This is a genomic window from Hyalangium gracile, assembly GCF_020103725.1.
GTDB lineage: Bacteria > Myxococcota > Myxococcia > Myxococcales > Myxococcaceae > Hyalangium > Hyalangium gracile.
Genome location: NZ_JAHXBG010000003.1, coordinates 558,037 through 572,755, shown reverse-complemented (window position 1 = coordinate 572,755; position 14,719 = coordinate 558,037). Strand labels below are relative to the sequence as shown.

13 protein-coding genes are annotated in these 14,719 nt (G+C 71.2%); 5 read left to right on the top strand and 8 right to left on the bottom strand.

Features of this window, described 5'->3' with window-relative positions:
* Positions 1-219 precede the first annotated feature (219 nt).
* Positions 220-1,881 (bottom strand): FAD-dependent oxidoreductase, encoded by a 1,662-nt coding sequence (locus KY572_RS09040; RefSeq protein ID WP_224242123.1) that lies wholly within the window; start codon positions 1,879-1,881, stop codon positions 220-222.
* A gap of 108 nt (positions 1,882-1,989) precedes the next feature.
* Here KY572_RS09040 and KY572_RS09035 point away from each other — a divergent pair, with 108 nt between their 5' ends.
* Positions 1,990-3,303: a sensor histidine kinase gene (locus KY572_RS09035; RefSeq protein WP_224242122.1), complete on the top strand. Its 1,314-nt coding sequence runs from the start codon at positions 1,990-1,992 to the stop codon at positions 3,301-3,303.
* Here the strand turns inward: KY572_RS09035 and KY572_RS09030 are convergent.
* From KY572_RS09030 to KY572_RS09020, 3 genes are all read right to left on the bottom strand, one after another.
* Positions 3,300-4,232 (bottom strand): hypothetical protein, encoded by a 933-nt coding sequence (locus KY572_RS09030; protein ID WP_224242121.1) that lies wholly within the window; start codon positions 4,230-4,232, stop codon positions 3,300-3,302. The two genes, KY572_RS09035 and KY572_RS09030, sit on opposite strands and share 4 nt — an antisense overlap.
* Positions 4,233-4,315: 83 nt before the next feature.
* Positions 4,316-5,260, bottom strand: coding sequence for a tRNA glutamyl-Q(34) synthetase GluQRS (gene gluQRS / locus KY572_RS09025; RefSeq protein WP_224242120.1), 945 nt, complete (start codon positions 5,258-5,260; stop codon positions 4,316-4,318).
* Complete coding sequence (locus tag KY572_RS09020) at positions 5,257-6,459, bottom strand: PEGA domain-containing protein (protein ID WP_224242119.1); 1,203 nt, start codon at positions 6,457-6,459, stop codon at positions 5,257-5,259. Before KY572_RS09020 ends, gluQRS begins: the two co-directional genes overlap by 4 nt.
* Positions 6,460-6,636: 177 nt before the next feature.
* On the opposite strand from KY572_RS09020, the gene KY572_RS09015 reads away from it, so the two are divergent.
* Both KY572_RS09015 and KY572_RS09010 read left to right on the top strand, forming a co-directional pair.
* The gene (locus tag KY572_RS09015) at positions 6,637-7,506 is read left to right on the top strand and encodes a metallophosphoesterase family protein (RefSeq protein WP_224242118.1); all 870 of its coding nucleotides are present in this window, start codon (positions 6,637-6,639) and stop codon (positions 7,504-7,506) included.
* Positions 7,507-7,540: 34 nt separating this feature from the next.
* On the top strand, positions 7,541-9,154 hold the full coding sequence (locus tag KY572_RS09010) for an adenylate/guanylate cyclase domain-containing protein (protein WP_224242117.1): 1,614 nt from the start codon (positions 7,541-7,543) through the stop codon (positions 9,152-9,154).
* A gap of 9 nt (positions 9,155-9,163) precedes the next feature.
* Here the strand turns inward: KY572_RS09010 and KY572_RS09005 are convergent, their stop codons facing one another.
* Positions 9,164-9,607 (bottom strand): hypothetical protein, encoded by a 444-nt coding sequence (locus KY572_RS09005; protein ID WP_224242116.1) that lies wholly within the window; start codon positions 9,605-9,607, stop codon positions 9,164-9,166.
* A 252-nt stretch (positions 9,608-9,859) separates the two neighbouring features.
* Here KY572_RS09005 and KY572_RS09000 point away from each other — a divergent pair, with 252 nt between their 5' ends.
* The gene (locus KY572_RS09000) at positions 9,860-10,600 is read left to right on the top strand and encodes a ferritin-like domain-containing protein (protein ID WP_224242115.1); all 741 of its coding nucleotides are present in this window, start codon (positions 9,860-9,862) and stop codon (positions 10,598-10,600) included.
* Between the two features lie 36 nt (positions 10,601-10,636).
* Here the strand turns inward: KY572_RS09000 and KY572_RS08995 are convergent, their stop codons facing one another.
* The 3 genes from KY572_RS08995 to KY572_RS08985 all read right to left on the bottom strand — a co-directional run bounded on the left by KY572_RS08995 (position 10,637) and on the right by KY572_RS08985 (position 13,122).
* A complete protein-coding gene (locus tag KY572_RS08995) occupies positions 10,637-11,491 on the bottom strand; it encodes an aldo/keto reductase (protein ID WP_224242114.1) in 855 nt (284 codons plus the stop codon).
* A gap of 65 nt (positions 11,492-11,556) precedes the next feature.
* On the bottom strand, positions 11,557-12,645 hold the full coding sequence (gene rlmN / locus KY572_RS08990; protein ID WP_224242113.1) for a 23S rRNA (adenine(2503)-C(2))-methyltransferase RlmN: 1,089 nt from the start codon (positions 12,643-12,645) through the stop codon (positions 11,557-11,559).
* 78 nt (positions 12,646-12,723) lie between these two features.
* Positions 12,724-13,122, bottom strand: a complete 399-nt coding sequence (locus KY572_RS08985) for a DUF1499 domain-containing protein (protein WP_224242112.1) — start codon at positions 13,120-13,122, stop codon at positions 12,724-12,726.
* 107 nt (positions 13,123-13,229) lie between these two features.
* Between KY572_RS08985 and KY572_RS08980 the strand changes: the two genes are divergently transcribed.
* Complete coding sequence (locus KY572_RS08980) at positions 13,230-14,717, top strand: glutamate--cysteine ligase family protein (protein ID WP_224242111.1); 1,488 nt, start codon at positions 13,230-13,232, stop codon at positions 14,715-14,717.
* Positions 14,718-14,719: the final 2 nt, after the last annotated feature.

Sequence of the window (14,719 nt, the reverse complement as noted above, 5' to 3'; positions counted from 1 at the left end):
GCCTGCTCGCTATCGGCTTCTTCTAGGCGCCTCCCCCCCCTGCGCCATGGCGCAGGGGATTGGCGTGCCACTGTCTCGCCCGGGTCCTCACGCCGTATTTCGACGGTCTGCTTGTCATACCAGTTGGGTACCGTTCCGCTCACAGGGCGCCTCCCTGGCCAGGCCGTTGCCCTGGCACGGGCGCCTGCCCCCAGGGGGCGAGCACTTCCTCGGACCGCCTCAGTCCGCGAGAGGCGGATGGGCGGCCGCGTTTCGCCCGGCGATGAAGCCGAACGTGAGGGCTGGCCCGATTGTCCCTCCCGCGCCCCAGTAGGCCTGGCCGGTGGGCGAGGCGATGCAGTTGCCTGCGCCAAAGAGGCCGGGGATGGGCGTGCCGTTGGGACGGAGCACCCGCGCATCCGTGCCGATCACCGGTCCGCCACACGTGTCCAGCGTCGCGGGGCCGAGGATGGCGCAGTAGTACGGCCCGTTGAGCGTCAGCGGGTACATCGTCCGGTTGCCCGTGGTGCTGCGCGACGGCCCCTGCCAGGCCCGCTCCACCGGCGTCTCGCCGCGGTGGAAGTCGAGATCCACTCCCGTCGTGGCGAAGCCGTTGAAGCGCTGGATGGTGGCGCGCAGCGAGGGCACGAAGTCCGGGGCCAGCCGCACGAAGGGGACGATGGCGCTGCTCAGGAAGCGCACGCCGCGCATCGCGTCCAGGCGCTCGCTGATGCGCTGGGCGAGCTGCTCGAGCGTGGCGGCCTGGAAGACGAGCGGAGACGCCTGCCCCGGGAACGGGACGATGCCTCGCCACGGCCAGGGCGTGGGCTCGTTGGCCGTCCACTGGTCCCAGATCATGAACTGCACCAGGTTCGGGTACTCCGTCTGGCGCCAGTCGAAGTGGCTCTGGGTGCGCACGTGGTACGGGGACTTCTCGTTCACCACGCGGTGGCCGTACTTGTTCACCAGGAGGGTGCTGTCCCCGTACGGGAAGAACACGTGCGCGTCCGGACGGACCACGTAGCCCTCGTGGGCCGCGGCGTCCTCGAGGGCGGCCTGGTAGTAGAAGCCGTTGGCCAGGTTGCCCAGCTCGGCTCCCGCCTGGGCGCCGATATCCACGAACGCGCCCGTGCCCGTGGGAACGCTGCAGCTGCCGAAGATGGGACCGCGCTGGTACGAGCGCATCTTGTCCCGATCGTGCGCGAAGCCTCCCGAGCCGAAGATGACGCCTCGCCGCCCGCGGATGAACTTCGTGCGGCCGGTGTTCTCCGCCTGCACGCCGATCACCTCGCCCTGCCGGTTGCAGACCACGTCCGTCACCCGGTAGCGCAGCAGGATGGGGACGCCCCGGCCGCGCAGGTGGCTCAGCATCCCCTCCGAGAGGTAGAGGCCCGGGAACTCGGTGGATCCCGGGGGAGACTTCGCCGTGAGCACGCGTCCGTAGGGCGCGCGGTTCTCGGGCAGCTCCGCGAAGTAGTCCGGATCCGTCACCGGGTTGGGCGAGTAGCCGTAGTTGGGAAGGATGATGGGATCGAGCGCGCCCAGCTGCGTCAGCCGATCGATGGCGGGCGACGCGTTATCGTAGAACGTGGCGAGCAGCTCGTACTGGAGCCGCGGCAGCCCGAGCCGGGGCTGGGCCGGATCATAGAGAGAGGGATACGCCAGGCGCGCCATCAGCTTGAGGGCATCCGCGCGCGGATCGCCGAAGCCGTGCGCCCGCATGAGCGAGTTGTTGGGAATCCAGTAGGCACCGCCGGAGCGCCGGGTGGTGCCCCCGGGGGCGTCCGCCGCCTCGAGCATGACGACCGAGGCTCCCCGGTCCACAGCCGCAGCGGCCGCCGCACACGCCGCAGCGCCGGTTCCGACGACGACGACATCCGCCCGATGGTCCCACTGCAGCATGCCCGCCCCCTCGCTTGCAGGTTATGTTGATGCGCAGTGTACATGGCTCGGGAGGCACCGAGCCACCGGGCGGGACGCTTCACGGGATGTCTTCGAGAGGAGCCAAGGATGACTCAGGAGACAGCGCTGAAGAGCCCCTCGGGTGATGCGAGCCAGACCCAGGCGACGGGGGGCGGTGGGGCGGAGACGACCCCCGAGGAGCTGCTTCAGTTCATCACCCGGCTGGCGACTAACGAGCCCCACGTGAGGTGCCGCGTGGGGACGGGGACGCTGGGGCCGGTGGCTCAGGCGCTCAACGATCTCGCGGGGTTGCTCGAGGCGCGCCGGCTCTCCTCGGTGGAGAAGTTCGGCATCGAGGCGCTGGTCGAGCAGTCGCAGAACATGATGATGACCGCCGATGCCTCCGAGCGGATCCGCTTCGTCAACTTCACCATCCCTGGATTGACGTACGAGCAGGTGCTCGGGCGGAGTGTCTACGACTTCATTCTTCCGGCCGATCACGAGCGGTGCCGGGCCATCTTCCGCAAGGTGCTCGAGACGGGAGTGCCGGACGCATACGACATCGGCTCCTACGCCGAGACCGGACCCCAGTGGTACGTGGTGCGCGTGGGGCCCATCCGTGACGCGGGGCGCATCGTCGGCTTCACGATGATCACCACCGACGTCACCAGCCTGAAGACGACGCAGCTCCAGCTGGAGCAGTCCAACCGCGAGCTGGCGCAGTCCAACCGCGAGCTGGAGAGCTTCGCCTCCGTCGCCTCGCATGATCTCCAGGAGCCGCTGCGGAAGATCCAGTCCTTCGGCGAGCGGCTGAAGAGCTCGGCCGCCGGCGCGCTGAGCCCCGAGGCGATGGACTACCTGGAGCGCATGCAGAGCGCGGCGACCCGCATGCGCCGGCTGATCGACGACCTGCTCGCCTTCGCGCGGGTCACCTCGAAGGCCCAGCCCTTCACCCGGGTGGACCTGGGCACCATCGCCCGCGAGGTGCTGAGCGATCTGGAGGTGGCCATCGAGCAGTCGAAGGCCACCGTCACGGTGGGCGAGCTGCCCGCGCTGGAGGCAGATCCCACCCAGATGCGGCAGCTCCTGCAGAACCTGGTGAGCAACGCCCTCAAGTTCCGTCGGGAGGACACCCCGCCGCGCATCTCCATCGAGGCCACGCAGAACCCGGAGACGCGGCGCTGCGAGCTCCAGGTGCGGGACAACGGCATCGGCTTCGAGGAGAAGCACGCGGAGAAGATCTTCGCCCTGTTCCAGCGCCTGCACGGGCGCGGCAAGTACGAGGGCACGGGGCTGGGGCTGGCGATCTGCCGCAAGATCGCCGAGCGCCACGGAGGCACCATCGTCGCTCGAAGCGCACCGGGCAGCGGCTCCACCTTCACCGTCAGCCTGCCGCTGGTGCACTCTCCCCGGCCGGCCTAGGGATACACCTCGCGGCGCGGGCCCACCGCCGGGATGACCTTGCCGCCCGCGAAGAAGCGCTGCCGCTTGCTCACTCCCAGCGTGGCGCCGAGGATCGAGGAGATGAGCCCGAGCAGGAGCGCGAAGAACACGCCCCAGAAGACGCGGCCCGTGGTGTCCGCGGCCTGGAGCGCTCCCTGCTGGACCTGCTGCGCGACCTGACCCACCTGGCCCTGCGCCTGGTTCCACTGGGCCTCGATGCGGCCGGCGACCTCCTGCGCGTCCTGGCGCGTGAGCGCCGTGTTCTCGGCGATGGAGCTCACCAGCAGGTCGCGGTCCAGCCGGCCCTGCTGGAGGGCGGTGCCGATGACGTCCTTGGTGGCCGCCTGGAGCTGGTCCGCGGTGATGGCGGGCTGGCCCTGCTGCTGCAGCCGCTGGTTGATGGGCGCGAGCGCGTCATTCGCGTCGATGCCGAACGAGCGGGCGATATTCCCCACCTGGTCTCCCTGCGAGGCGGCTCCGCTGATGGCCGCTCCCGTGGCGCTCACCGCGCTCTTGCCCACGTTGAACACCGCGCCCAGCAGCGACGAGATGGCCATGCCCATCAGGATGACGCCCACCAGCGTGGTGAGGCCCCAGAGCACCGCGCCATGCATCGCCCCCCCCATCTTGTCCACCACGCCCGCCGTCCGAGACGCCACCAGGCCGCCGATGAAGAGCGCGATGAGCGGCGCGATGAGCGACCAGATGCCGGTGCCGATGCCGGCCGAGCGCGCGCTCCCCGGGTTGCCTGGGTCCACCGAGGACAGCCCCAGCGCCAGGCCCAGTGAGTACAGGAGGATCCAGACTCCCAGCGCGACGAAGGTTCCTCCGAGGATGGCGCCCCAGCTCAGCTTGAATGGGATGCCGGGGATTGCCTCGACCCGTGACTTCTCCACGATCTCCGCCATGTCTGCCTCGCGTGCAAAGGCTCACTCAATCGAGCGGTGAGCTCCGTCTCATGGGCAAAGATGGGCATGGAGTCAGGGCGGGCTCAGTCCAACCCAAGCGCGGTGACGAGCGTCCGCTCCTGGGCCACCACCGGAGTCCGGGGCAGCGCCTCGGGGCGGAAGCGGCGGACCAGCTCCTCCAGGGAGGTGGGGCTCCCATCTCCGAGCCCGCTCCAGGCGGCAAGCAGGCCGAGGACGCGCTCGGCTGGCAGACCCCGCTCCCTGAGCTCCGCCAGGGCGAACGCCCCCTCGCGCTTGGCGAGCCGCTTGCCGTCCTCACCCAGCACCAGAGGCACATGGAAGAACTCGGGCGGGGTCAGCTGGAGCGCCGCGTAGAGCTGGAGCTGGCGAGGGGTGGAGCTGAGCAGGTCCTCCCCGCGCAGCACGTGGGTGATGGCCGTGGCGGCGTCGTCCACCACCACCGCGAGCTGGTAGCTGGCCACGCCGTCATTGCGGCGCACCACGAAGTCTCCCACCACGGTCTCCACGTCCTGGGCGTACGGGCCCTGCAGCCCGTCCACGAAGCGCACCTCGCCGGGCCAGGCACGGAAGCGCCAGGCGGGAGCGCGCGTGCGGGAGCGCTCGGAGATCTCAGCGGCGGTGAGGCGGGAGCAGGTGCCCGGGTAGCGTGGCCCCTCGTCGCTCAATCCATGAGGGGCGCTGGCCGCGCGGGCGATCTCCGCTCGGGTGCAGAAGCAGGGATAGACGAGGCCCGCCCGCTCCAGCCGGGCCTGGGCGTCCCGGTACACGTCATCGCGAGCACTCTGGAAGAGGAGCGGCTCATCCCAGGTGAGGCCCAGCCACTCCAGGTCGCGCATCAGGTCATCGACGTACTGGGGGCGGCAGCGAGCGCGGTCCAGGTCCTCCACGCGCAGGAGGAACTGGCCTCCCGCGGCGCGGGCCTGGAGCCACCCGAGCAGCGCGCTGCGGGCATTGCCGAGGTGGAGGCGCCCGGTGGGGCTGGGCGCGAAGCGACCACGAAAGCTCATGGGCGGACGAGGGGCTTCCTGGGAGCGAGGGGAGCGCGGTCGGGGGTGGGCGCCACCGGCTTCGGAGCGCTCACGGGCTTCTCCTCGACCGGGTACTTCACCTGCGCCAGGCGCGGAGCCGGGCCGGCTCCGGCGGAAGGTGTGGCGGGGAGCGAGACGGCCTCACCTGCCTGCGAGCCACGAGCGGCGAGCGTGGAGGCCAGCTCTCGCAGCGGCGGGCCAGCGTCGAGCAGATCCGCGTCCAGCGAGATGCGGGGCACCCGCCGCGGCGCCTTGGCCTCCGGAGCCAGGACGAAGATGTCGAGGGCGAGGCCCGAGCCTGCCTGAGACACCGTGCCGAACAAGACGAGCTCCGCGCGCAGCGTCTGGCCGAGCGCCTTGGCCGCCTCCACCGCCGCCGCGTCCAGGCGATTGCCGGCGAGGGCCGAGGAGACTGTCGCCTCCGCGCCGTCGCCTGGAGGACGCACCTTCACTTCGACCTCCTTGCCGCTCAGCACCTCGACAACCCCACCCGTGGTCTCTCCCGAGGGCAGCACCGCGCGCCACAGGTGGCCTCCAGGAGGGACCTCCGCCACCCGGACCGGCGTGTTCTCCACGGCATGGCCGTCGAGCGTCACCGGGATACCGGGAGGCACGGAGACGAAGCGCACGGTGCCACGAGGCTGCTCCCGGAGGGCCGCCTGCGCGCGCTCCACCGTGCGAGCGAAGAGGGGAGAGGAGCTGGCCAGCGGCAGGGCGCGCCTCGGAGAGAGCGTCAGCGCGAAGCCGAGCGCGCGAGCGGCTTCCTCGTCGCGCCCCTGGGAGTAGCGCACCGCGGAGCGCAGGGCATAGGCGTCCGCCAGTTCGTTCCCGCTCGGGAGCGCCGCCGCCACGGTGGCATAGGCGTCCAGCGCCTGGCCGATCGACGCGTCCGCGCCCGCCAGGTCACGCTTCTGCCACCGGGCCCGTGCGTCCTTCACGGCCTCGCGCGCCTGGGCGAGCGCATCCGGAGGCGGCTCCGTCGCGGGCGCTTCCGCCAGCTCCAGGCCCTCGACGCCACGCACCTCGGTGACGAGCCGCTGCGTCACGCGGGGGCCTGCCCGTCCGGGTACGTCTCCCGAGCTGGCCTGGAAGGGGAGCACGGCCACACGTCTGGGGGCCTGCTGGGCGCCGCTGACGGTGCACAGCAGCAGGCTGAGGAGGAGCACGGTTCGCGTCATGGGACCGGACAGGTGAGCCATCGGGAGCAATCGGAGAACTCGTACTCCGCCCGGGCGGGCCAGTCGAGCGTGAGACAGCGCTCTTTTGGTGGGGCCTCCTGTCGAAGCTGCTTCCCACGCCCGGCGGCTCGGCGAGAATGTCCCCCTACCGCGGACCGTTCCCGCCCGGGGCTCGCCATGCGCTTCGTCCACTGCTCCGACGTCCACATCACCGCCGACTACTTCGCGCAGTCGTTCTTCCGGCTCGGCTGGCGCCGCTGGCTGGCCTTCGCGGAGCTGACGGTCGGGGGCCGGGCCAGGGCATACCGGCGCGCTCCAGAGACGCTCGCCGCCATCGCCCGCGAGGCCCGGGAGCACCAGGCCGACCACTTCATCCTCTCCGGGGACCTCACGGCCTATGCCCTGGGCAGCGAGTTCGAGGGGGCTCGGGCGGCGCTCGGCGAGCTGGTCGAGGACCGGAGCCGCTGCACCGTCATCCCCGGCAACCATGACGTCTACACGCCGGGCAGCCACCGCAGCAGGCGCTTCGAGCGCTACTTCGGTCACCTCCTGGAGAGCGACCTGCCCGAGCACTGCCGGGAGGACGGCTTCCCCTTCGTCCGGCTGGTGGGCCGGGAGGCCGCCGTCGTGGGCCTCAAGTCCGCTCGGGTGCCCTTCGTGCCTGGCATCTCCAATGGCCTCGTCGGCCCCGCGCAGCTCGAGGGGCTGGCGGCGCTGGTGCAGGACCCGAGGCTGGCCGGCCGGGCCGTGCTCGTGGTGGTCCACCATGCGCCCCTGACGCATCGTGGACGCGAGGACAGGTGGATCCACGGGCTCAAGGACGCCCAGGCGCTCTGTCGGCTCCTGCCGGGGCCCCGCCATGCCGTCCTGCATGGTCACATCCACCACCGCTACCACCACCCGGCCACGCCCGAGCGCCCCCACATCTTCGGAGCAGGCTCCTCCACCCTGGCGGGAGACGAGGGGTACTGGGTCATCGATGTGTCGGAGGGCCAGGTGGTGGGCGGCCAGAAGCACGTCCCCCGCCTTTCAGGGGGAGGGCTGTGACAGCGGGGCCGGAAGGGCTGTACAACCTGGGCCCATGAAAGCGTCGTACGCGCTGCCCGCGGATCCCTCCCTGGAGGAGCTCCGGTCGCTTCGCCACCTCCACCGCGCGCTGGATGAACTGGTCGAGGAGAGCCTCAAGGAGCGCGAGAGTCTCGAGCAGACGTTCGACCGGTGCTTTCCGCGCATCCTCGAGATGACGGGCGCGCGCGCCATCGCCCTCACGACCCGTAACGAGGAGCTGGCCGATCAGACCTGGACGGAGGGGTCCTGGGGCGAGCGCCACCCCGGCATGCTGCTGGAGGAGGCCATCGGGGTGCGGCGCCTGGAGGGTGACACGCTCGTCACCCAGCCGCTCGACGTGGTGGGCACGCGGGTGGGCTCCATCGGGATGCTCTTCCCCGGGGACCACACGGGTGTGGTGGAGTCCGCCCGCATCGTCCGCACCCTGGAGACGCTGGCCGAGCTGCTCGACACGGTGCTGTGCCTCGTCCACACCGCCGCGGAGAAGCACCACCTCATCGTCCAGTGCAACCGCCACCTGTCCAACCCCGTCTTCGAGGTGGGCATGGATCAGGCGGTGCTGACGCTGGCGCAGCGGGTGCGGCTGCCCGGCTTCGTGCTGCTGTACCGCGACGCGGTGCGCCCGCAGGTGCTGCACTACCGCACCTGGCGCCACGGCCACCTGGAGTACGAGAGCACCGAGCGGCCCGGGCCCCACCTGGAGCGCCTCATCCAGAAGCACGGCCCGGATCTGCTCAACCGCGTGGACGGCTCGCTGCGTCAGCTCTTCGGCCAGGCGCGGGGCCGCACCTCCGAGGTGGTGCTCATCTCGGGCACCTCCTCCGGCGAGCAGCTGGGGAAGATCGTCCTCTGGAGCGACGAGGGCTTCTCCGCGTACACGATGGAGATCGTCCGGCTGCTGGCCTCCGGTCTCAGCCAGCGCCTGCAGGACTACAACCGCGAGCGCATCCACCTCTCGCAGTTCTTCCGCAGCAACACCATCGACGAGCTGCTGAGGGACCCCGCCTACGCCAACCACCTGCGGCCGCAGGACCAGGAGGTGGGCATCCTCTTCGCGGACATCAACGGCTTCACCCGCATCTGCGAGCAGGGCTTCGACAGCCCCAAGAGCATCGGCCGCTTCGTGGACGAGTGGAGCGCGCGCGTCGTGGACGCCATCTGGGAGTGCGGCGGCGTCTTCGACAAGATGGTGGGTGACTGCGTCATCGGCCTGTTCGGCCCGCCCTTCTTCGAGACGAGCCGCGTCCAGCGCGCGGAGGCCACGCTGCGCGCCGCGCTGGAGATCCAGAAGTACACCGCCTCGCTCAGCGCCCGGGACGAGGTGATGGAGCTGTGCAAGCGGGTGCAGCTGGCCGGGCTGGGCGTGTCCGTCGGCGTGAACCTGGCGCACGCCAACTGCGGCCTGTTCGGACCCAACCGCCAGTACACGGCCTTCTCCACGGGGATGAACCAGACGGCGCGGCTGCAGGCGCTCGGCGGCTTCCGGGAGACGCTGCTGATGGAGAGCGCGCGCGAGGCGCTGAGCGAGTCCCAGGAGCCCTGGGTGCAGGGGCTGAGGTTCAGCCCGCTCGTGGAGACAGCCGTGAAGAACGTGGGCCAGCCGCTGCGCTACTACAAGCTGGCGTGAGCGCTGGCCTCAGGCCTGGAGCCGCGCGCCGGCGTAGCGCCGCACGAAGTGGATCCACCGGCGCTCGTCCACCTCCACCTGCCACTCGGTGTTGGGCGTCAGCGGCATGCGCGTGCGCAGGAACGTCTCCAGGTGGTCGGCGGCCTTCACGGGCGTGAGGCCCGGCGCGCGGAAGGCCACCCGCAGGAAGACCTCGAGCGAGGAGGACACGTCCACGCTGGCGCAGATGCGCAGCGGCCCTACGCGCCGCTGATAGAGCGCGTTCTGCGCGGGACGCGAGGACGGATCCTCCGTCTGCTGCTCGATGGAGAGCCAGTTGGAGGGTGTGAGGACGAAGTCGAGCAGATCCTTGCTCGCTTCCTCCACCGTCGCGTGCTCATGGATGGCCAGCTGCATCGCCCCACCTCCCTCGGTGTTGCCAGCACGAAGAATGTGCCCACGTGCCGAGTCCATGCAAGGGCCCTCGTCGTGCTTTGCGTCGACTGTCCACCATCGACCGCGTAGCGCGTGGCGTCGTAGAGAATCCCGCATCCGCTGACACTGAACGTCGCCCCGTGCGCGAGCGCCTGGGACGGCTGGGAGCACCAGGCGACCACTCGGAGGTGCGCCGCGACCGCTCGGGTGGGATGTCCCTCCGGGCACCGGCGACTGAGGCATTTCTTCTTCGCGAGAGGGACGCACGAGCGTCCCGCGAAGGAGACGACCATGCGGTGGAGCGACTGGCGCAAGCACTTCGAGATGAACCGGCAGCGGCCTCTGCCCGAGGGCGTGGAGCGAGCGGAGGAGGTGCCCGAGGCCTGGCGCCCGGCGCTCGCCGGGTCGTTGGCGACCTTTCAGCTGGGCGAGGCGGGCGAGGGACGCATCGCGCATGAGATCGATCGGGCGCACCTGCCCGGCATCGACGCGGACTACCGCGCGGCGTTGAAGCTCTTCGTGGCGGAGGAAGGGCGACATGCACGCATCCTGGGGCTGATGGTGCGCGGGCTGGGCGGCAAGCTGCTGGCGCGCAACTGGACCGAGCGCCTCTTCGTCTTCGGGCGTCGGCTGCTGGGGCTGCGGCTGAAGCTGATGGTGCTGCTGGTGGCGGAGGTGATTGGTGGCGCCTTCTACGGGCTGCTGGCCTCGCGGCTGCCGGAGGGTGGGCTGCGGCGGGGGCTGGAGCAGATCTGCGAGGACGAGCAGCACCACCTGGACTACCACGGTGAGTTCTTCGCGCGGCAGGGCTGGGGCGTGCTGACGCGCGCGGCGTGGCAGGCGGCGTGGTGGAGCGTCGCGATGGCGGCGATGGGGGTGGTGCTGGTGGACCACCGCCGCACGCTGCGGACGATGGGCATCCCGCTCACGGAGGCGGCGCGGGCCTTCGTGGGGCTGGTGCGAGAGGCCGCCAGCCACCTGCCCGTGTTCCCCGAGCGCGAAGCCCGGGGAGCCGTGCCCGCCCCGCGGTGACGCTGGTGCAGCGGCAGGCGCCGTGGCCCGCCGCGCTCAGCGCGCCAGCTCGCGGACCTCGTCGGCGGACAGCTTCACGGCGGCGGCGGCGGTGTTCTCCTCCAGGTGCTGGAGGGAGGAGGTGCCGGGGATGGGCAGCATCACGGGCGAGCGGTTCAGCAGCCACGCGAGCGCGAGCTGCCCCGGGGTGACGTTGTGGCGCTTCGCCGCCTGCGCGAGCGGGCTGTCGCCCCTGGCCAGCTCGCTGGCCGCCAGCGGGTACCACGGCAGGAAGCCGATGCCCTCCTTCTCGCACTCCACCAGCACCGCCTCGCTGTGCCGGTCCGCCAGGTTGTAGCGGTTCTGCACCGAGACGATGGGGACGATCTTCCGCGCCGTCCGCAGCTGCTCCACGGAGACGTTGGACAGGCCCACGTGGCGGATCTTCCCCTGCTCGCGCAGCCGCGCCAGCGTGCCCACCGAGTCCTCGAAGCGCACCTTCGGGTCCACGGTGTGGAGCTGGTACAGATCGATGCGCTCGACGCGCAGCTTGCGCAGGCTGCCCTCCAGGTCCTTCGTGAGCTGCTCGGGAGAGCAGGCCGGGTGCCACCCGTTGGGGCCGCTGCGGGTGAGGCCTCCCTTGGTGGCGATGATGAGGCCGTTGGCGTACGGGTGGAGCGTCTCGCCGATGATGCGCTCGGAGACGTCCGGTCCGTAGGAGGCCGCGGTGTCGATGAGGTTGATGCCCAGCTCCACCACGCGGCGCAGCAGCCGCTTGCAGGCCTCGACATCCTTCGGCTCGCCCCAGATGCCCTGGCCGGTGATGCGCATGGCGCCGAAGCCCATGCGGTTGACGGTCATGTCGCCGAGACGGAACGTACCGGCGGCGGCTGCGGGGAGCGAAGTGGCCATGGCGGATCTCCGAGAGAGGATCCGCGCACGCTAATGGGGAGCTCGCCCGGGCGCTCGACTGTCGCTCAGCGAGTTGCCGGAACTGAACGACGCGGCCGCTCCACCGCCGCCTTGAGCTGACCGCACCCGGCGTCGATGTCGATGCCGCGCCGCTGCCGCACCGTGCTGGGCAGCCCGTAGGAGGCCAGCACGTCCTGGAAGGCGCGCACGGCGGTGGCCTCGCTGGGCGTCCCGCCGTAGCCCATGGTGGGGTTGAGGGGGATGACGTTGACGTGCGCGTCCATGCCCCGCAGCAGCTGCCCGAGCGCGTGCGCCTGCTCCGGCGTGTCGTTCCTGCCGGCGATGAGCGTCCACTCGAAGAAGATGCGGCGCTTGCGCTTCTCGCTGTAGTAGCGGCACGCGTCCATCAGCTCGTCGAGCGGCCAGCGCTTGCCCACCGGCACCAGCGCGGCGCGCTCCGCGTCCGTGGCGCCATGGAGGCTCACGGCGAGCTGCACCGGCCGGTCCTCGTCGGCGAGCCGGCGGATGCCGGGCACCACGCCCACGGTGCTCAAGGTGATGAAGCGCGGGCCGATGGCCAGCCCCAGCGGGTCCACGAGGATGTCCACCGCCTCCATCGTGCCGTCGTAGTTGTGCAGGGGCTCGCCCATGCCCATGAGGACGATGTTGCGCAGGGACTCGCCGGACTGGCGCAGCACGCCGGTGACGTGGAGCACCTGGGCGACGATCTCCCCCGGGCTCAGGTGGCGCACCAGGCCCATCTGCCCGGTGGCGCAGAAGACGCAGCCCATGGCGCAGCCGGCCTGCGTGCTGACGCACACCGTGGCGCGGCCCTTGAACCGCATCAGCACCGTCTCGATGGTCTGCCCATCATCCAGGCGCAGCAGCAGCTTGTGGGTGTAGCCGTCGCTGCTGAACGCCTCGTGGTGCACGGCGGGGCGGCGCAGGCAGGCGCGCTCGCGCAGGAGCTTCACCAGGTCCGGCCGCAGCAGCCCCTCCAGCGCCTCGAGCGAGCCCACCTGCTGGCGGTAGAGGGCCTCCCACAGCGCGTCCCGGTGGAAGGCGCTGAAGCCCCAGCCCGCGAGCAGCTCGCCCAGGGCGGTGCGCGGCAAGTCGTACAGGTTGACCGGGGAGGTGGAGGAGGCGGGCTGCATGGCGCTATCGAGCGATAACACACCTGCGCGGGGGAGTGCCTGGGGACGGCTGCACAGGAATCGGGCTGACGGGCCCGGTCAGCCCGGCTTGGCGCTCAGCGCCTGGTCGAGCGCGGCGAGGAACCGGCCGATCCGCCGGGCATTGGTGCCCAGGTCTCCCTTGCCCACGCGGGAGCGGGACGAGAGGTCCACGGAGATGCGCTGGCCGCTGGCGGGGCGCACGCGCAGGGTGACGTCGTCCACGAACTTGAAGAGGCGGGTGCGGGCCTCGGCCTCCAGCACGCCCTCGGCGGGGTCCGTCCGGACGATCGTCCAGCCCTCCTGGGAGGTCGCCAGCTCCTGGACGGTGCTCCACACCGTCTCACGGGACAGGGGATAGCTACGAGTGCGCAGGCGGGGATCCTCGTGCTGGGGCGAGGTCTCCGCGACGTTCCGGGTCAGGGCGGTGAGCAGGCTCATCGCCTGCTCGCCTTGCATGGAGGCAGCCCGCCGGTCAAGCCCTGACCGTCCCTGGGGCAGGCGAGCAGGAGCGGGCCAGCGGTGGGCCGCCTGCCGGGAATGGGGGCAGTGCCCATGTCTCACACATGGGTCTGGCGATCGAACGCGAGGATTTCTCTCCCGAGGACTACCGGCGCTTCTCGCAGCGCCTTTCCGAGAACCTGGAGGCGCTGCGCAGAGTGCTCTCGCGGCCAGGCTTCGGCACCGGCCCACGCACGGTGGGCGCCGAACTGGAGATGTTCCTGGTGGACTCCGCGGGCTTCCCGCTGCCGGTGAACCGGCAGGTGCTGAGCCAGACGGTGGACCCCCGGGTGACGCTGGAGCTCGACCGGTTCAACCTGGAATGCAACCTGCGCCCCTCCTCGCTGGCCGGGCGCCCCTTCACCGCCCTGCGCAAGGAGTTCGAGGACGCGCTGCGCGAGGTGCGTCGCGCGGCGGCGACACAGGGCGCCCAGGTGGTCGTCACGGGCATCCTCCCCACCTTGAGAGAGAAGGACCTGGGCAGCCACGCGCTGACGGGCAAGCCGCGCTACCGGGCGCTCTCCGCCGCCATCCGGAGCCGGCGGGGAGACGCGCCCTTCCAGGTCGCCATCGCGGGAGAGGACTCCCTGTCGCTCACCTGGGATGACGTGACGCTGGAGGGGGCCAACACGTCGCTCCAGTTCCACCTGCGCGTGGAGCCCTCGGAGTTCGCCCGGATGTACAACGCGGCGCAGTTCGTGACGGCGCCCGTGCTGGCGGTGTCCACCAACTCGCCGTTCTTCCTCGGGCGGAGGCTGTGGGACGAGACGCGGGTGGCGCTCTTCCGGCAGGCGGTGGACGATCGGGGCGAGTCACACGAGGGCGCCGGCTCTCACGCGCGCGTGACGTTCGGCCACGGCTGGGCGAGGGAGGGCGCGCTGGAGCTGTTCGCGGAGGCGGTGGCGCTGCACGCGCCGCTGCTGCCGGTGGTGGGCCCGGAGTCCCCGCTGGAGTGCGTGGCGCGCGGACAGCTCCCGGGGCTGGACGAGCTGCGGCTGCACCAGAGCACCATCTGGAACTGGAACCGCGCCATCTATGATCCGAAGAGCGGGGGGCACCTGCGCATCGAGTTCCGGGCGCTGCCGGCGGGCCCCACGGTGGTGGACATGGTGGCCAACGGCGCGCTGCTGCTCGGGCTGACGCTGGGCCTGGCGGACCAGATGGACGCGCTGCTGCCGGCGATGCCCTTCCACTGGGCGCGGGGCAACTTCCTCAAGGCCGCGCAGCAGGGAATGGACGCGGAGCTGCTCTGGCCCTCGGAGACGGCGCCCTCGCCCCAGCGGGTGCCGGTGACGGAGCTGGTGCCCAGGCTGCTGCCCATCGCGCGGCGCGGCCTGGTGGAGGCGGGCGTGGAGGCCTCCGACGCGGACGCGATGCTCGACATCATCGCGGCCCGCGTGGCGTCGCGGCGCAGCGGAGCCGGCTGGCAGCGGCGCGTCCTTACGAAGCTGGAGGAGCACCTGCCGAGACAGGACGCGCTGGCCGCGCTGCTGGAGCGCTACCGCGAGCACGCCGACTCCGGCGCGCCCGTGCACCAGTGGCCCCTGGACTGAGC

What these genes read in the sequence shown, in the direction of transcription:
- KY572_RS09040 (WP_224242123.1), bottom strand. Translation starts at nt 1,881, where the DNA reads ATGCTGCAGTGGGACCATCGGGCGGATGTCGTCGTCGTCGGAACCGGC.
- KY572_RS09035 (WP_224242122.1), top strand. Translation starts at nt 1,990, where the DNA reads ATGACTCAGGAGACAGCGCTGAAGAGCCCCTCGGGTGATGCGAGCCAG.
- KY572_RS09030 (WP_224242121.1), bottom strand. Translation starts at nt 4,232, where the DNA reads ATGGCGGAGATCGTGGAGAAGTCACGGGTCGAGGCAATCCCCGGCATC.
- gluQRS (WP_224242120.1), bottom strand. Translation starts at nt 5,260, where the DNA reads ATGAGCTTTCGTGGTCGCTTCGCGCCCAGCCCCACCGGGCGCCTCCAC.
- KY572_RS09020 (WP_224242119.1), bottom strand. Translation starts at nt 6,459, where the DNA reads ATGACGCGAACCGTGCTCCTCCTCAGCCTGCTGCTGTGCACCGTCAGC.
- KY572_RS09015 (WP_224242118.1), top strand. Translation starts at nt 6,637, where the DNA reads ATGCGCTTCGTCCACTGCTCCGACGTCCACATCACCGCCGACTACTTC.
- KY572_RS09010 (WP_224242117.1), top strand. Translation starts at nt 7,541, where the DNA reads ATGAAAGCGTCGTACGCGCTGCCCGCGGATCCCTCCCTGGAGGAGCTC.
- KY572_RS09005 (WP_224242116.1), bottom strand. Translation starts at nt 9,607, where the DNA reads ATGGACTCGGCACGTGGGCACATTCTTCGTGCTGGCAACACCGAGGGA.
- KY572_RS09000 (WP_224242115.1), top strand. Translation starts at nt 9,860, where the DNA reads ATGCGGTGGAGCGACTGGCGCAAGCACTTCGAGATGAACCGGCAGCGG.
- KY572_RS08995 (WP_224242114.1), bottom strand. Translation starts at nt 11,491, where the DNA reads ATGGCCACTTCGCTCCCCGCAGCCGCCGCCGGTACGTTCCGTCTCGGC.
- rlmN (WP_224242113.1), bottom strand. Translation starts at nt 12,645, where the DNA reads ATGCAGCCCGCCTCCTCCACCTCCCCGGTCAACCTGTACGACTTGCCG.
- KY572_RS08985 (WP_224242112.1), bottom strand. Translation starts at nt 13,122, where the DNA reads ATGCAAGGCGAGCAGGCGATGAGCCTGCTCACCGCCCTGACCCGGAAC.
- KY572_RS08980 (WP_224242111.1), top strand. Translation starts at nt 13,230, where the DNA reads ATGGGTCTGGCGATCGAACGCGAGGATTTCTCTCCCGAGGACTACCGG.